The organism is Kitasatospora mediocidica KCTC 9733, assembly GCF_000744225.1.
GTDB classification, from domain to species: Bacteria; Actinomycetota; Actinomycetes; order Streptomycetales; family Streptomycetaceae; genus Kitasatospora; species Kitasatospora mediocidica.
The window spans coordinates 382,061-396,360 of record NZ_JQLN01000003.1 but is presented as its reverse complement, the minus strand read 5'-3'; the positions used below and the strand labels follow the sequence as shown (position 1 = coordinate 396,360).

Annotated in this window: 17 protein-coding genes; 3 read left to right on the top strand and 14 right to left on the bottom strand. The window is 72.7% G+C overall.

The window, feature by feature from the left end; genetic code table 11:
* The 6 genes from trxA to BS80_RS07155 all read right to left on the bottom strand — a co-directional run bounded on the left by trxA (nt 1) and on the right by BS80_RS07155 (nt 5,365).
* Nucleotides 1–366, bottom strand: a complete 366-nt coding sequence (trxA, locus tag BS80_RS07180) for a thioredoxin (RefSeq protein WP_051966254.1) — start codon at nt 364–366, stop codon at nt 1–3.
* A gap of 103 nt (nt 367–469) precedes the next feature.
* Nucleotides 470–868 carry a hypothetical protein gene (locus tag BS80_RS07175; RefSeq protein WP_035794377.1) on the bottom strand — a complete coding sequence of 133 codons (399 nt, stop codon included), beginning with the start codon at nt 866–868 and terminating at the stop codon, nt 470–472.
* Between the two features lie 52 nt (nt 869–920).
* Nucleotides 921–1,910 carry a GTP 3',8-cyclase MoaA gene (gene moaA, locus BS80_RS07170; protein WP_035794374.1) on the bottom strand — a complete coding sequence of 330 codons (990 nt, stop codon included), beginning with the start codon at nt 1,908–1,910 and terminating at the stop codon, nt 921–923.
* An 83-nt stretch (nt 1,911–1,993) separates the two neighbouring features.
* Nucleotides 1,994–3,616 carry a solute symporter family protein gene (locus tag BS80_RS07165; protein ID WP_035794371.1) on the bottom strand — a complete coding sequence of 541 codons (1,623 nt, stop codon included), beginning with the start codon at nt 3,614–3,616 and terminating at the stop codon, nt 1,994–1,996.
* Nucleotides 3,613–4,005: a DUF485 domain-containing protein gene (locus BS80_RS07160; protein WP_051966252.1), complete on the bottom strand. Its 393-nt coding sequence runs from the start codon at nt 4,003–4,005 to the stop codon at nt 3,613–3,615. Before BS80_RS07160 ends, BS80_RS07165 begins: the two co-directional genes overlap by 4 nt.
* A gap of 316 nt (nt 4,006–4,321) precedes the next feature.
* Entirely contained in the window at nt 4,322–5,365 is a 1,044-nt protein-coding gene (locus BS80_RS07155; RefSeq protein WP_035794368.1) for a zinc-dependent alcohol dehydrogenase family protein, read from the bottom strand.
* Between the two features lie 145 nt (nt 5,366–5,510).
* Between BS80_RS07155 and BS80_RS07150 the strand changes: the two genes are divergently transcribed.
* Genes BS80_RS07150 through BS80_RS07140 form a run of 3 tightly spaced genes read left to right on the top strand, consistent with a single transcriptional unit; the run spans nt 5,511 to nt 8,107 of the window.
* A complete protein-coding gene (locus BS80_RS07150) occupies nt 5,511–6,509 on the top strand; it encodes a DEDDh family exonuclease (protein ID WP_035794366.1) in 999 nt (332 codons plus the stop codon).
* A 31-nt stretch (nt 6,510–6,540) separates the two neighbouring features.
* Entirely contained in the window at nt 6,541–7,308 is a 768-nt protein-coding gene (locus BS80_RS07145) for an SURF1 family cytochrome oxidase biogenesis protein (protein WP_035794364.1), read from the top strand.
* A gap of 37 nt (nt 7,309–7,345) precedes the next feature.
* Nucleotides 7,346–8,107: an SDR family oxidoreductase gene (locus tag BS80_RS07140; protein ID WP_035794356.1), complete on the top strand. Its 762-nt coding sequence runs from the start codon at nt 7,346–7,348 to the stop codon at nt 8,105–8,107.
* Nucleotides 8,108–8,154: 47 nt separating this feature from the next.
* On the opposite strand, the gene BS80_RS07135 is transcribed toward BS80_RS07140, so the two are convergent.
* The 8 genes from BS80_RS07135 to BS80_RS07100 all read right to left on the bottom strand — a co-directional run bounded on the left by BS80_RS07135 (nt 8,155) and on the right by BS80_RS07100 (nt 14,204).
* Nucleotides 8,155–8,796 carry a hypothetical protein gene (locus BS80_RS07135; RefSeq protein ID WP_051966250.1) on the bottom strand — a complete coding sequence of 214 codons (642 nt, stop codon included), beginning with the start codon at nt 8,794–8,796 and terminating at the stop codon, nt 8,155–8,157.
* 28 nt (nt 8,797–8,824) lie between these two features.
* Nucleotides 8,825–9,382: a DUF6286 domain-containing protein gene (locus tag BS80_RS07130; protein ID WP_035794355.1), complete on the bottom strand. Its 558-nt coding sequence runs from the start codon at nt 9,380–9,382 to the stop codon at nt 8,825–8,827.
* A complete protein-coding gene (locus BS80_RS41655) occupies nt 9,379–9,957 on the bottom strand; it encodes an Asp23/Gls24 family envelope stress response protein (protein WP_198045455.1) in 579 nt (192 codons plus the stop codon). The genes BS80_RS07130 and BS80_RS41655 overlap by 4 nt, the downstream gene beginning before the upstream one ends.
* Complete coding sequence (locus BS80_RS07120) at nt 9,954–10,148, bottom strand: hypothetical protein (protein WP_035794351.1); 195 nt, start codon at nt 10,146–10,148, stop codon at nt 9,954–9,956. The genes BS80_RS41655 and BS80_RS07120 overlap by 4 nt, the downstream gene beginning before the upstream one ends.
* A gap of 66 nt (nt 10,149–10,214) precedes the next feature.
* The gene (locus BS80_RS07115) at nt 10,215–10,685 is read right to left on the bottom strand and encodes an Asp23/Gls24 family envelope stress response protein (protein ID WP_035794350.1); all 471 of its coding nucleotides are present in this window, start codon (nt 10,683–10,685) and stop codon (nt 10,215–10,217) included.
* A 190-nt stretch (nt 10,686–10,875) separates the two neighbouring features.
* A complete protein-coding gene (locus BS80_RS07110) occupies nt 10,876–11,694 on the bottom strand; it encodes an enoyl-CoA hydratase/isomerase family protein (protein ID WP_035794348.1) in 819 nt (272 codons plus the stop codon).
* Between the two features lie 285 nt (nt 11,695–11,979).
* Nucleotides 11,980–12,213, bottom strand: a complete 234-nt coding sequence (locus BS80_RS07105; protein WP_035794854.1) for a helix-turn-helix domain-containing protein — start codon at nt 12,211–12,213, stop codon at nt 11,980–11,982.
* Nucleotides 12,214–12,605: 392 nt separating this feature from the next.
* Nucleotides 12,606–14,204 carry an ABC-F family ATP-binding cassette domain-containing protein gene (locus BS80_RS07100; protein WP_035794345.1) on the bottom strand — a complete coding sequence of 533 codons (1,599 nt, stop codon included), beginning with the start codon at nt 14,202–14,204 and terminating at the stop codon, nt 12,606–12,608.
* Between the last annotated feature and the right edge of the window lie 96 nt (nt 14,205–14,300).

Below are 14,300 nucleotides of genomic sequence, written 5' to 3'. Positions count from 1 at the left end.
CTACTTCCCGCTGATGAAGGCGCTCAGGTCACGTTCGATGGCCGCCTTCGGCTTGGCTCCCACGATGGTCTTGACGACCTCGCCGCCCTGGTAGACGTTCAGGGTCGGGATGGACATCACGCCGTACCTGGCGGCGGTGGCCGGGTTCTGGTCGATGTTGAGCTTGACGATCTCGATCTCGTCGCCGTGTTCGGCGGCGATGGCCTCCAGGCTCGGCGCGATCTGCCGGCACGGGCCGCACCACTCCGCCCAGAAGTCCACCAGGACCGGCTTGTCGCTCTGCAGCACGTCCTCGTCGAAACTCGCGTCGGTCACGGTCTTGAGCGCCACGGGGGCCTCCCAGTGTTGGCGGGTTCTGCTGTGCATCGACACCCTCCCAGTCCGCGCCGCGCCGCCCGCTCCCCGGCGCGGGCGTGTCGGGCGAATTCCCCCGGGCGAATTCCGCCGGTCGGGCACCGCGACGGCCGGGTCAGCCGAAGGTGAAGGAGTAGACGCTCAGTCCCGGGGACAGCGACACCTGAAGTGAACCCCGTTCCGGGGTCGAGCGGTTGAGCAGCGTGTAGATGTTCGGCGCGCCGGAGACGGGGTAGCTCGTGGTCCTGCCGTCGGCCGTCACGGTGATGGTTCCGGTGCCGCCGACGTCGAGGTAGACGTCGTCGGCCTGGTAGTTCAGCGTGATCCCGGCGTTGGCCTTCGAGGTCAGCGACTCCGGGTCGACCGACCAGGTGCCGGTGAGCGCGAACTGGTCGTCGGGGACGGCCGCCGGGTAGTGGAAGGTCGCCGTCCCGGGAGCGAGCGCGGCGTCGCCCGCGTAGCCGGTGGCGCGGGCGGAGCCGAGGTAGGTCTCCCGCCCAGCGGATGGGAGCACCCTCGGAACAGGCCCCGAACCGTCTTACCGCCTTCTTACCGCCTTCCTGCCGTCAACCGCCGATGGCGGACATCGGGCGGTCGGGCTGGTGGAACTCGGGGTCGTCGATCCCGGCGCCGGCCTTCTTGCCCCACATCGCCGCCCGCCACAGGGCGGCCAGCTCGGCGTCCGAGGCGCCGGAGCGCAGGGCCGTGCGCAGGTCGGTCTCACCGGTGGCGAAGAGGCAGTTGCGGACCTGGCCGTCGGCGGTGAGCCGGGTGCGGTCGCAGGCGCGGCAGAACGGACGGGTCACCGAGGCGATCACACCGACGCTGCCCGGTCCGCCGTCCACCAGCCAGCGTTCGGCGGGGGCGGCGCCGCGCTCGGCGGTGGTCTCGGGGGTGAGGTCGAAGCGGGTGCGCAGACGCTCCAGGATCTCCTCGGCGGTGATCATCTGCGAGCGGTCCCAACCGTGTTGGGCGTCCAGCGGCATCTGCTCGATGAACCGCAGCTGGTAACCGCGCTCCAGGCACCAGCCGAGCAGGTCGGCTGCCTCGTGGTCGTTGACGCCGCGCATCAGGACGGCGTTCAGCTTGACCGGCAGCAGCCCGGCGGACTCGGCGGCGGCCAGCCCGTCCAGGACGTCCTGGTGGCGGCTGCGGCGCGTCAGGGTGTGGAAGGTCTCGGGGTCGAGAGTGTCGAGCGAGACGTTGACCCGGTCGAGTCCGGCCTCGCGCAGCGCCTTCGCGGTCCGGGCCAGCCCGATGCCGTTGGTGGTGAGCGACAGTTCGGGGCGCGGTGCGAGCTGCGCGCAGGCCGCGACTATGGACACCAGGCCGGGGCGGAGCAGCGGTTCGCCGCCGGTGAAGCGCACCTCGCGCATGCCCAGGTCGTGGACGGCGAGGGTGACCAGCCGGACGATCTCCTCATCGGTGAGCAGGTCCGACTTGCCCAGCCACTGCAGGCCCTCCTCGGGCATGCAGTACGTGCAGCGCAGATTGCACCTGTCGGTGAGCGAGACCCGCAGGTCCACGGCCTGTCGACCGAAGGTGTCGAGGAGCACGGTGCGCGCCTTTCCCAGTGGGGGCTGGCCCGGGCCGCCACTGCGACGGGCCGGGCCAGCTTAGACCAACCGTGAGCCGCGACTCAGTGCGCGCCGAGACCGGTCAGCGAACGAACTTCCAGTTCAGCGTACTTCGCCGGATCAGCGCTCTGCTTCGAGAGCAGTGTTCCGATCCAGCCGGCCAGGAACCCGATCGGGATGGAGACCAGCCCGGGGTTCTCCAGCGGGAACCAGTGGAAGTCGGTGTGCGGGAGGAGCGAGGTGGGCGTGCCCGAGACCACGGTGGAGAAGACCACCAGCAACACCGAGCTGACCAGCCCCGCGTACACCGAACTGACCGCGCCCGCGGTGGTGAAGCGCTTCCAGAACAGCGAGTAGAGCAGCGTCGGCAGGTTGGCCGAGGCCGCCACCGCGAAGGCCAGTGCGACCACGGCGGCCGCGTTGAGCCGGTCCGCGAAGATGCTCAGCAGGATCGCGATCGCGCCGATCGCCACCGCCGCCAGCTTGGCCGAGCCGATCTCCTCGCGTTCGCCCGCCCGCCCGCGCCGGATCACGTTGGCGTAGATGTCGTGGGCGAAGGAGGCCGAAGAGGCCAGCGTCAGTCCGGCGACCACCGCGAGGATGGTTGCGAAGGCGACCGCCGAGATCACCGCGAGCAGGACCGCGCCGCCGGTCGAGCCCGCGCCGCCGCCCAGCTGCTGGGCCAGCAGCGGGGCCGCGGTGTTGCCGGCCGCGTTGGAGGCCTTGATCGTCCTCGGTCCCACCAGCGCGGCCGCGCCGAAACCGAGCGCCAGCGTCATCAGGTAGAACACCCCGATGATGCCGATCGCCCAGAACACCGACTTCCGCGCCGCCTTGGCGGTGGGGACGGTGTAGAAGCGGACCAGGATGTGCGGCAGCCCCGCGGTGCCCAGCACCAGGGCCAGGCCCAGGCTGACGAAGTCCAGCTCACTGGTGCCGGTCGCGCCGTACTTGAGGCCCGGCGCCAGGAACGCGTCGCCCTTGCCACTGGCGTGCGCGGCGGCGCCCAGCAGGCTGGAGGGGTCGAAGTCGTACTTGGCCAGCACCAGGACGGTCATCAGCGCGGCGCCCGCGATCAGCAGCACCGCCTTGACGATCTGCACCCAGGTGGTGCCCTTCATCCCGCCGACGACCACGTAGAGCACCATCAGCGCGCCGACTCCGACGATCGTCCACCGCTTGGCGGCGTCGCCCTCGATGCCGAGCAGCAGGGCGACCAGCGAGCCCGCGCCGATCATCTGGGCCAGCAGGTAGAACACCGACACCACGATGGTCGAGATGCCGGCCGCGGTCCGCACCGGACGTTGTCGCATCCGGAAGGCCAGGACGTCGGCCATCGTGTAGCGGCCGGAGTTGCGCAGCGGTTCGGCGATCAGCAGCAGCGCGACCAGCCAGGCCACCAGGAAGCCGACCGAGTAGAGGAAGCCGTCGTAGCCGAAGAGCGCGATCACTCCGGCGATGCCGAGGAACGAGGCGGCCGACATGTAGTCGCCGGAGATCGCCAGACCGTTCTGGAAACCGGTGAAGCCGCGGCCGCCGGCGTAGAAGTCGGCGGCGTCCCTGGTCTGCCGGCCGGCCCAGACGGTGATGCCGAGGGTGGCCAGCACGAAGACGCCGAAGAGTGTCAGGGTCAGCGCGCGGTGGTCGCCGGCCGCGGTGGCCAGCGTGAGGTTCGAGAGGGTCATTCGCCGGCCCCCCGGGGGGTGACGAGGCCGGGGCGGCCGTAGCGCTCGCGCAGCAGCGAGGCGGACGGGTCGAGCCGCAGCTCCGCGTAGCGCGCGTACCAGGCGGCGATGGCGAAGGTGCTGGCGAACTGCAGCAGTCCGAGCACCAGCGCGACGTTGACGTGTCCGAACAGCGTGGTGGCCATGAAGGCGCGCGCATAGCAGGACAGCAGCACGTACAGCAGGTACCAGAGCAGGAATCCGACGGTGACCGGGAAGGCGAAGCTCCGGAAACCGGCCCGCAGGACGAGGAACTCCGGGTCCTCGTCCGGGCGTTCGAGCTCCAGGGGTTCGGTCGCCGTGACGATGCCGTCCGGTGGGGATCCGGGCTGCTGATGGGGGTGGTCCACTCCACTCTCCTGACGTCTTGGTGGGACAGCCGCGCGGCCAGGGGACGTGGGACGGTCCACGCGGTGCTGCACAGGCGGGGCAGGGCGATGTGAGGGGCGTCACACTCGCAATGCGTGCCGCTGCATGCTAAGAGCGATCAGGCAATTGCAGAGGGTAATTGAGCGCATTCAGCCCACTCTTCACACCAACGCGCCGTGAAACTGGCCGAAACACGACGGTCCACACCGTGTTCGGACATGCCGAAGGGGCGGCACCAGGTTCTGGTACCGCCCCCTCGAAGCCGGGCGACGTGCGGAATCCACCGCCGTACAGGTGTTAGAAGGCGATGCGGACCTTCAGCGCCGAGCGGTCGTCCATCGCGCGGTAGCCGTCCGGGACGCCGTCCAGGTCCACGGTCCGGTCGAAGACCAGGCCGGGCTCGATCTTCCCCGCCAGCACGTCGGCGAGCAGCTCGGGGATGTACGCGCGGGCCGGGGCGACGCCGCCGCCGAGGGCCACATTCCGGCCGAACATCTGACCGATGTCGACGCCCGCGCTGCCGCCGTGCGGCACGCCCACGTAGCCGACCGCGCCGCCGTCGCGGGTGATCGAGATCGCGGTGCGCATCGACTCCTCGGTCCCGACCGCCTCCAGAACGGCGTGCGCGCCCTGGCCGCCGGTCAGCTCGCGGACGGCCTCGATCGCCGCCTCGCCGCGCTCGGCCACCACGTCGGTCGCGCCGAACTTGCGGGCGATGTCGGTGCGGACCTCGTGCCGGCCGAGTGCGATGATCCGCCCGGCGCCGAGCCGGTGGGCCGCCAGCACGCCGCACAGGCCGACCGCGCCGTCGCCGACCACGGCCACCGTCGAGCCGGGGCGCACCTTGGCGGCGACCGCGGCGTGGTGGCCGGTGGCCATCACGTCGGAGAGCGCCAGCAGGTGCGGCAGCAGCGCCTGGTCGGTGGCGGCGTCCTTGGGCAGCTGCACCAGCGTGCCGTCCGCGAACGGGACCCGGACCGCCTCGCCCTGGCCGCCGTCGGAGCCGACGCTGCCCCAGAACCCGCCGTGCGGGCAGGAGGTCTGCAGGCCCTCGCGGCAGTACTCGCACACGCCGTCGGACCAGACGAACGGCGCCACCACGAAGTCGCCCGGCTTGAACCCGGCCACCGCCGAGCCGACCGACTCGACGATGCCGAGGAACTCGTGGCCGATCCGCTGGCCGGCCTCGCGCGCCGCGACGCCGCGATAGGCCCACAGGTCACTGCCGCAGATACAGGCGTTCACCACCCGCACCACCGCGTCGGTCGGCTGCTGGATCTCCGGGTCCGGTACGTCCTCGATCCGGATGTCGTTGGGGCCGTGGATGACGGTGGCGCGCATGGGGCTGTCCTTTGTGGGGAGCTCGGAATAGATTCGTCCGCTTGTACGACCAATCCGCTCTCCACTCTATTCCGGGGCACCCCAGGCGGCCCTACGGACCCGAACGGCCCCCCGCGCACCGAAACGCCCCTTAAGCTGGTGCACCATGCACGCGCCCCAGCCTTCGGCCCTACCGATCCCCCCGCAGCGCACCAGCGCACCCGAGGGCCTCGAAGGCCCCGAGGGGTACGCCGTCGTCGACGTCGAGACCACCGGCCTGGGCCGCTCCGACCGGGTGATCTCGGCGGGCGTCTACCGGCTGGACGCGCACGGCGAGGTGCTCGACCACTGGTACACCCTGGTCAACCCGCTGCGTGACCCCGGACCGGTCTGGATCCACGGCCTCACCAGCGCCATGCTGGCCGACGCGCCGACCTTCCCGGAGATCGCCGACGAGCTGGGCGCCCGGCTGAGCGGCCGGGTGATGGTGGCACACAACGCGCTCTTCGACTGGAACATGATCTCCCGCGAGTACGCCCGGGCCGGGCTGCGTGCCCCGGTCGAACAGCGGCTCTGCACCATGGTGCTCTCGCGCGACCTCGGCCTGCCGCTGCCCAACGGCAAACTGGCCTCGCTGGCCGAGTACTTCGGCGTTCAGCAGCGCAACGCGCACAACGCGCTGGACGACGCCCGGGTCCTCGCCGAGGCGTTCCGGCCCAGCCTGCAGCTGGCCCGCAGCGGAGGCGTGCCGCTGCCGCTGACCACCTGCGTCGCGGTGACCGACCTCGGCGAGGACTCCTCGACCAGCGCGCTCGGTCCGGTCCGCGGCTCCTGGGGCTCCTCGTACCGGCCCGCGCGCAAGCGGCCCGCCTGCCCCTACCCGAACCCCGGCCGCTGGCAGGAGGGCGAACTGCTGGTGCAGGGCATGCGGGTGGCGATCACCGGCGACACCGCGACCGACCGCGAGGTGCTGGAGGACCGGGCGATCGCCGCCGGGCTGCACATCGCCTCCTCGGTCAGCCGGCTGACCAGCCTGCTGGTCACCAACGAGCCCGGCAGCTGGAGCGGCAAGGCCCGCAAGGCCCGCGACCTCGGCACCCCGGTGATCGGCGAGGACGCCTTCCTGCAGCTGCTCTCGGACGTCGCCCCGCACCCCGGTGCCTGACCCACGCCCGGTGTGGGCGTAACGTGCCGATGTGTACCGATTCATGCTCTCCCGGCAGTGGGTTGCCCTCACCCTGGTCACGCTGCTGCTGATCCCGGCGATGATCCGGCTGGGTTTCTGGCAGCTGCACCGGCACGAGTCCCGGGTGGCCCGCAACACCCTGATCGGCCAGAGCCTGACCGCCGGACCGGTCCCCTTCGAGACGCTCTCCGGCGCGCCCGGCTCCACCGTCCCCGGCGGACTGACCTGGCGCACCGTCACCTCCACCGGCTCGTACGACACCGCGCACGAGTTCGTGGTGCGCCAGCGCACCGACTCCGGCGGCCACGCCATCGGCTACTTCGTGATCACCCCGCTCAGCCTCTCCAACGGGCGCGGTGACGTGCTGGTCAACCGCGGCTGGGTCTCCCCCGGCCCCGACGCGACCAGCTACCCGCAGGTGCCCGCCGCGCCGGCCGGCGAGGTGACGGTCACCGGACGGCTGCGCGCCGACGAGACCAGCGCCGGCAGCGGCATCCGCGAGCGCGGCGGCCTGCCGGACCGTCAGTTCATGCTGATCAACGCCGCCCAGCAGGCCGGGATCACCGGACGCCCGGTCCTCGGCGGCTACCTGGAGCTGGCCGCCACCAGCCCCGACCCGGGCCCGCAGAGCCAGGCCCAGCTGCTACCCGCGCCGAACCACACCGAGATCGGCCCGCACCTGGCCTACGCGATCCAGTGGTGGCTCTTCGGCGCCCTGCTGCCGGTGGGCCTGTGGGTGCTGGTCCGCCGCGAGGCCAGGGACGCGAGGACGGCCTGACCCCTGCCCGGGCGGGGCCGTGCGGCAGGATGGGCCCATGGATCTTGGACTGCAGGACAAGGTGTACGTGGTCACGGGCGCGACCCGCGGCCTGGGCCTGGCCACCGCGCGCGAACTGGTGGCGGACGGCGCCCGGGTCGTCGTCAGCGGGCGGGGCCCGGCGGCGGTCGAGGCGGCCGTCAAGCTGCTGGGCGGTCCCGCGACGGCCGCCGGCGTCGTCGCCGACAACGCCGACCCCGACGCTGCCGAACGCGTACTGACCGCCGCCGTCGAGCACTTCGGACGGCTGGACGGCGTGCTGATCAGCGTCGGCGGGCCGCCGCCCGGCCCGGTCGCCTCGATGACGGACGAGGACTGGCGCGGCGCGTTCGAGGGAGTCTTCCTCGGCGCCCTGCGGATCGCCCGGAGCGCGGCCGCGGTGCTGGGCGACGGCGGGGCGATCGGTTTCGTGCTCTCCGCCTCGGTGCGCGAGCCGATCCCGGGCCTCGGGATCTCCAACGGGCTGCGCCCGGGCCTGGCGATGGCCGCCAAGTCGCTGGCCGGGGAGCTCGGCCCGCGCGGCATCCGGGTCTTCGGGCTGCTGCCCGCGCGGATCGACACCGACCGGGTCCGCGAGCTCGACTCGCTCGCTGACGACCCGGCCGCCGCCCGGGCCCGGGCGAGCGCCGCGATCCCGCTGCGCCGCTACGGCACGCCCGAGGAGTTCGGCAGGGTCGCGGCCTTCATGCTGTCCCCCGCCGCGTCGTACCTGACCGGGGTGATGATCCCGGTCGACGGCGGCGCCCTGCACGGGTTGTAGGACCGCTCCTGGACCGCTCCTGGAGCACTGCTGGAACCGACGGACCGTCAGACCACCCGCGGCCGGCGCGGGTGGCGCGGCGCCTGGACCCGGCGCTTCGGCGGGGCGGCCACCCGCAGGCGCAGGTCCAGCGGGAGTTCGGCCGGCCCGCCGAGCAGCGCGCGGGCCTGAGTCAGCGGCCCGGCCTCCAACGCGTCGAGGGTCGCGGTCACCTCGGTGCCCGCCTCCAGCAGCAGCTGGGCCCGGATCCGCAGCCGGGGCGGGCGACCCGCCGACCGCACCCGCGCCCGCGCGACCCCCGGCAGCGCGGCGGCGCCGGCCTCCAGCACCTGCACCAGCGCGCTGCCGCGCAGCCGCAGCGTCAGCCCGCTCCGGTCCGGGGTCGGCAACGCCAGCTCGACCGGCGAGGAGCGCCGCAGCTGCGCGAGCAGCCAGCCGAGCGCGAGCGCGGCGACCAGCGCCAGCACGCCGATCACCACCGGCCACCACCAGCCCCGGTCCCGCCAGCGGGCGCGCGCCGCCTCGCTGAGCGCCACCCGGTGGGAGGAGGCCAGCGGCCACCAGGACGGCTGGCCCAGGTGCCAGTCCCGATACAGGTTCAGCCCGCCGGCCAGCACCAGCAGCGCCGCGACCAGCAGCACCAGGCCGACGAGGCCGAGCAGCAGGCGGTTGACGGTGGCCCTGCTCATCGAAACGGCACCCCTTCGGTAGGTCGGCTCAGTGCATCGGCGGACGGTGCTTGGCCGGTCGGGTCCGCAGCCGCAGCCGCAGCGGGCGGACCAGGCCGATCCGCTCCAGCTCAGCCGTCAGGGCGTCCCGCGCCGTGCTGAGGTCGACGCTGCCGAAGAGCGTCACCCGGGCTCGGCGGGGGTTGACCCGGACCCGCGCGTCCGCGACCATCGTCAGCTCCAGCGCCGCGGACTCCAGCAGCGCCGCGACCCCCGCGCACTCGATCAGCGCGCCGGGCAGCCTGCGCAGCGCCAGCCAACGGCGGTTCCCCCGGGCGAGGGCCAGCCACAGCAGCCAGCAGCCGAGCAGCGCCACCGCCCCGGCGGCGCCGAGCACCCAGAGCGAGCCCAGCTGCCGGGTGGCCAGCTCGTCGGCGATCCGCACCCGCCAGGCGCCGGCCCGCCGGCCGGTGCGGACGGCCGCCACGTCGTAGAGCAGCGCCCCGGCGGCGACCAGGACGACCAGCGCGACCACGCCGGCGGCGGCCCCGCGCGCCGCGCGCGGCACCCGGTTCGCCGGGGCTTCGACGCCCTCGGGCTCGCTCACGGCTCGTCGGCCCCGCCGCTCGGGCGCTCCTCTGACGCGGGCTCCTCGGACGGCGGCCCCTCGGACGCGGGCTCCAGCGCCGGGATCCGCACGGTCGGCGCGTCAATGCCCGCGACGTCGGCGGTCGGTTCCTCGGCGGCCGACTCCTCTGCGCTCTGCTCCTCGGCGGCCGGCTCCTGCGGCAGCAGCAGCCGCTCGACGACGACCACCACCTCGCGCGCCGGGATCCCGGTCAGCGTGCCCACCCGGTCGGCCACCGCGTCCCGGACCGCCCCCGCGAGCACGGGCAGTTCGGACGGGAACGGGAGGTCGAGCCCCACCCGGATCCGGGCCTGGCCGCCCGAGACGGACACCGCGATCCGCGGCGACTCCCCCGGCCCGACCTCGGGCACCGCGGGCATCGCCGCCACGGCCGCCGCGAGGGCGTCCCGGGCCGCCAGCCAGGCGATCCGGGCGAGCACCCGGTCGGCGATCCGCAGCCGTCCGCGCTGGGCCGGCGGCGTCGCCCGCCCGGTGTCCCGGCCCCAGCCGGGATTGGCCCGGCGCCCCGGACCGTCCACCGCGGGTGTCGTCATCGGCGCCGCCGGTCGCGGCCGCGCAGCAGGTCGCCGAGGTCGCCCAGGTCCAGGTCGCCCTCCAGCAGCCGCCCGGCCACGAAGCCGCCCGCACCGAGCACGGCGACCAGCAGGAAGGCGGCGAACCCGCCGAAGTAGCCGGCGAAGCCCAGGGCCATGCCGGCCACCATGCCGATGAACGCGAGACTCACTGGTTTTCTCCGATCGGTGGACGGCGCCGGGCCGCTGCTCGGGACCTGCTCGGGATCTGCGGGGCCCTACTGGACCCGGGCGCGCCGCTCGGAGGGCGGCTCCTCCTCGTCCTCGTCCGGCTCGTCCGGCAGATGGACGTCGTTCACGGCGATGTTCACCTCGACCACTTCGAGGCCGGTCATCTGCTCGACCGCGGTGATGATGTTGTGCCGGACGGCCGCCGCGAGCTTCGGGATGACCACGCCGTACTCGACCACCAAGGCGATGTCGATGGCGGTCTGCTTCTCACCCACCTCGGCCTTGATGCCGCGCGAGATGCTGGAACGGCCGCCGGGCACCCGGTCGCGCATCGCGCCGAAGGTCCGGGAGAGCCCGGAGCCCAGTGCGTGGATGCCGGGGACCTCACGCGCGGCCATCCCCGCGATCTTCTCCACCACGCCGTCGGCGAGAGCCGTGCGTCCGCGCTCCTCGGCCGGCGGGCTGCCGTGCGGTGTTCCGGCCTTGGTGAGATCGGACGGCTTCGGGGTGTCGGGCATGGGAGTGCCTCCTGGGGTCGCGTCTCCAGCTATACCGCAATAGACCCCAACTCTGGCATTTCGCCACGTACCCCGCCTCCGGGCATATTCCGGACGGCTTCCGGGCTCCCGCCGGACACGGCGAGGGGCCCGGCTTCGCTGGAAGCCGGGCCCCTGCGGGGTCGCGGGTCGCTCGCGCGGTGCGGCTCGGTCAGTCGCCGAGGCCGGCGAGGTCGCGCAGGCGGCGGGCCTGGGCCGCCCGTTCGGCGGAACGCTGCTCGTCGTAGGAGCGGCCGCCGGCGCCCTGCAGCAGGGCCTTGGTCTCGATCACGGCGTTGCGCGGCGCGGCGAGCAGCGCGGCGGCCAGCTCGCGGGCGGCGGTGTCCAGCTCCTCGTTCGGCACGGCGAGGTTCGCCAGGCCGATGGCGGCGGCCTCCTCGGCGGTGACGTCCCGGCCGGTGGCGCAGATCTCCAGCGCCCGCCCGTAGCCGACCAGGTCGGTCAGCGGCTTGGTGCCGGCCAGGTCGGGGACCAGGCCGAGCGAGGTCTCGCGCATCGAGAACTTCGCGTCCAGCGCGCAGATCCGCAGGTCACAGGCGAGCGCCAGCTGGAAACCGGCCCCGACCGCGTGCCCCTGGACAGCGGCGACGGTGATCAGGTCGGAGCGCCGCCACCAGGTGAAGGCCTCCTGGAACTCCGCGATGAAGCGGTCCAGCTCCTGGTCCGGGGCGGCGGCCAGGGCGGTGAAGCCCAGCTCACCCGGGATGCCCTCGGGGCTGAACATCGCACGGTCCAGACCGGCGGAGAAGGAGAGGCCCTCGGCGCGCAGCAGCACCACGCGGACGGTGCCGGGCAGCTCACGGCCGACCGCGGCGAGCGCGCGCCACATGGCCGGGGTCTGGGCATTGCGACGCTTGGGGTGACAGAGCGTCACCACGGCGAGTTCGCCCTCGACCTCCAGCCGGACGCCGACCTCCTCCCAGGAGTCCGCGGAGTCCGGGGAGGGAGGGGTGGAGACGGGCGCGGTCATGGGCACCTCCGGCGACGGGCAGGGCAGGCTCCGGTGCGCCGCCCTCTACTTCTACCGGAGAGTAACTTATCCCGTCGGCCTTGGGTACCGAGCAGCGGGGCCCGACCGCAAACCATCCGGATCCGGACATGACGATCGGCGGCCGGACATCCTCGTCACGGTCGCCGATTCGCCTGGGCCTGCTGCTAGCGGGCCGGCTGAGCCTGTCGAACACCTGCTGACACGTCACCGGGACCACCGGGGGGCCTGACCGGTGGTCCAGTCCTGCGCCAACCTGACGGTCGGTCAGGATCCAGCTGCCGCAGCCGCTTTGGCCTTGCCGCGCGTGGCGCCGCCGCGACCCCGGAGGTTCACCCCGGACTCGCTGAGCATGCGGTGCACGAAGCCGTACGAGCGGCCGGTCTCCTCCGCCAGCGCACGGATACTCGCTCCGGAGTCGTACTTCTTCTTCAACTCGGTCGCGAGCTTCTCACGCGCGACACCAGTTACCCGGCTGCCCTTTTTCAGAGTCTCGGCCACCCGTGCCTCCTCGTAGCTGTGCTCGATCGGATTCCCATGATCACCCATCCCCCGGCTCCTGGCCACCCATTCGACAAGGTCCATCCGCGCAATCGGACGACGGCGAGTCGTATCGCCCGCGCATCCGGGCGCTCACCCTGGGTGTCCACGGCACCGGAGAAAACGGCCGTAGCGGACGAAAGAGCTGATCAGCAGGGTCGTCCGGCGGTCGTCACAGAGGCGGTGCGGCTAAAACGGAATCCCAGACCCCCGCATTCCCGCGAGGGCCCGGATGACGGGTTCGTCTGGGCCAGATGCAGGAGCGCGTGTCTACTCAACGAAAGCGCCCGTGACCACGGGCGTGGTCACGGGCGGTTGCGGTGCGGGTGGCGCGAGGGTCAGCCGGGCAGGGGTCAGGCCAGCGAGACGAGGTCGTGGTAGGCCGGGGTCCACAGGTCCTCGACGCCGTCCGGGAGCAGGATGATCCGCTCCGGCTCCAGCGCGTCGACCGCGCCCTCGTCGTGGGTGACCAGCACCACGGCGCCGGAGAACGAACGCAGCGCGCCGAGGATCTCCTCGCGGCTGGCCGGGTCCAGGTTGTTGGTGGGCTCGTCGAGCAGCAGCACGTTGGCGCTGGAGACCACCAGCGAGGCCAGCGCGAGACGGGTCTTCTCGCCACCGGAGAGCACTCCGGCCGGCTTGTCGACGTCGTCGCCGGAGAACAGGAAGGACCCGAGGATCTTGCGGATCTGCACCAGGTCGGTGTCCGGGGCGGCGGAGCGCATGTTCTCCAGCACGGTGCGCTCGGGGTCGAGCGTCTCGTGCTCCTGGGCGTAGTAGCCGATCTTCAGGCCGTGGCCGGGGATCACCTCGCCGGTGTCCGGCTTCTCGACGCCGGCCAGCATCCGCAGCAGGGTGGTCTTGCCCGCGCCGTTCAGGCCGAGCACCACGACGCGCGAGCCGCGGTCGATCGCCAGGTCGACGCCGGTGAAGATCTCCAGCGAGCCGTAGGACTTGGAGAGGTCGGCGGCCGTCAGCGGGGTCTTGCCGCAGGGGGCCGGGTCCGGGAAGCGCAGCTTGGCGACCTTGTCGGAGGCGCGCACCTGCTCCAGGCCGGAGAGCAGCTTCTCGGCGCGGCGGGCCATGTTCTGCGCGGCGACCGTCTTGGTGGCCTTGGCGCGCATCTTGTCGGCCTGCGCGTTGAGGGTGGCGGCCTTCTTCTCGGCGTTGGCGCGCTCGCGCTTGCGGCGCTTCTCGTCGTCCTCGCGCTGCTGCTGGTAGAGCTTCCAGCCCATGTTGTAGACATCGATCGCCGAGCGGTTGGCGTCCAGGTAGAAGACCTTGTTGACCACCGTCTCGACCAGGTCGACGTCGTGGGAGATCACGATGAAGCCGCCCTTGTACGACTTCAGGTAGTCCCGCAGCCAGACGATCGAGTCGGCGTCCAGGTGGTTGGTGGGCTCGTCCAGGAGCAGCGTGTCGGCGTCCGAGAAGAGGATCCGGGCCAGCTCCACCCGGCGGCGCTGACCACCCGAGAGGGTGTGCAGCTCCTGGCCGAGGATGCGGTCCGGCAGGCCGAGCGCGGCGGCGATGGTGGCGGCCTCGGCCTCGGCCGCGTAGCCGCCCTTGGTGAGGAACTCGGTCTCCAGGCGCGAGTACTTCTTCATCGCGTTGTCCCGGGTGGCGCCCTTGCCGTTCGCCATCCGCTCCTCGTTCTCGCGCATCTTGCGCAGCACCGCGTCGAGACCGCGGGCGGAGAGGATGCGGTCACGGGCCAGCACGTCGAGGTCGCCGGTGCGCGGGTCCTGCGGGAGGTAGCCGACCTCGCCCGACCGGGTGACCGTGCCGCTGGCCGGGATGCCCTCGCCGGCCAGCACCTTGGTCAGCGTGGTCTTACCGGCACCGTTGCGCCCGACCAGACCGATCCGGTCGCCGGGAGTGACCCGGAAGCTGGCGGACTCGATGAGGATGCGGGCGCCGGCGCGCAGTTCGAGGGCGTTGACGGAAATCATGGCTGGGAAAGCTCCTGGGGCTGGTACGGCCCCGGGCCGCGTCATGACGTCAGGCGGCAGGGGCACAAGGGTGCGGCGGGGGTCTGGGCGGCGCCT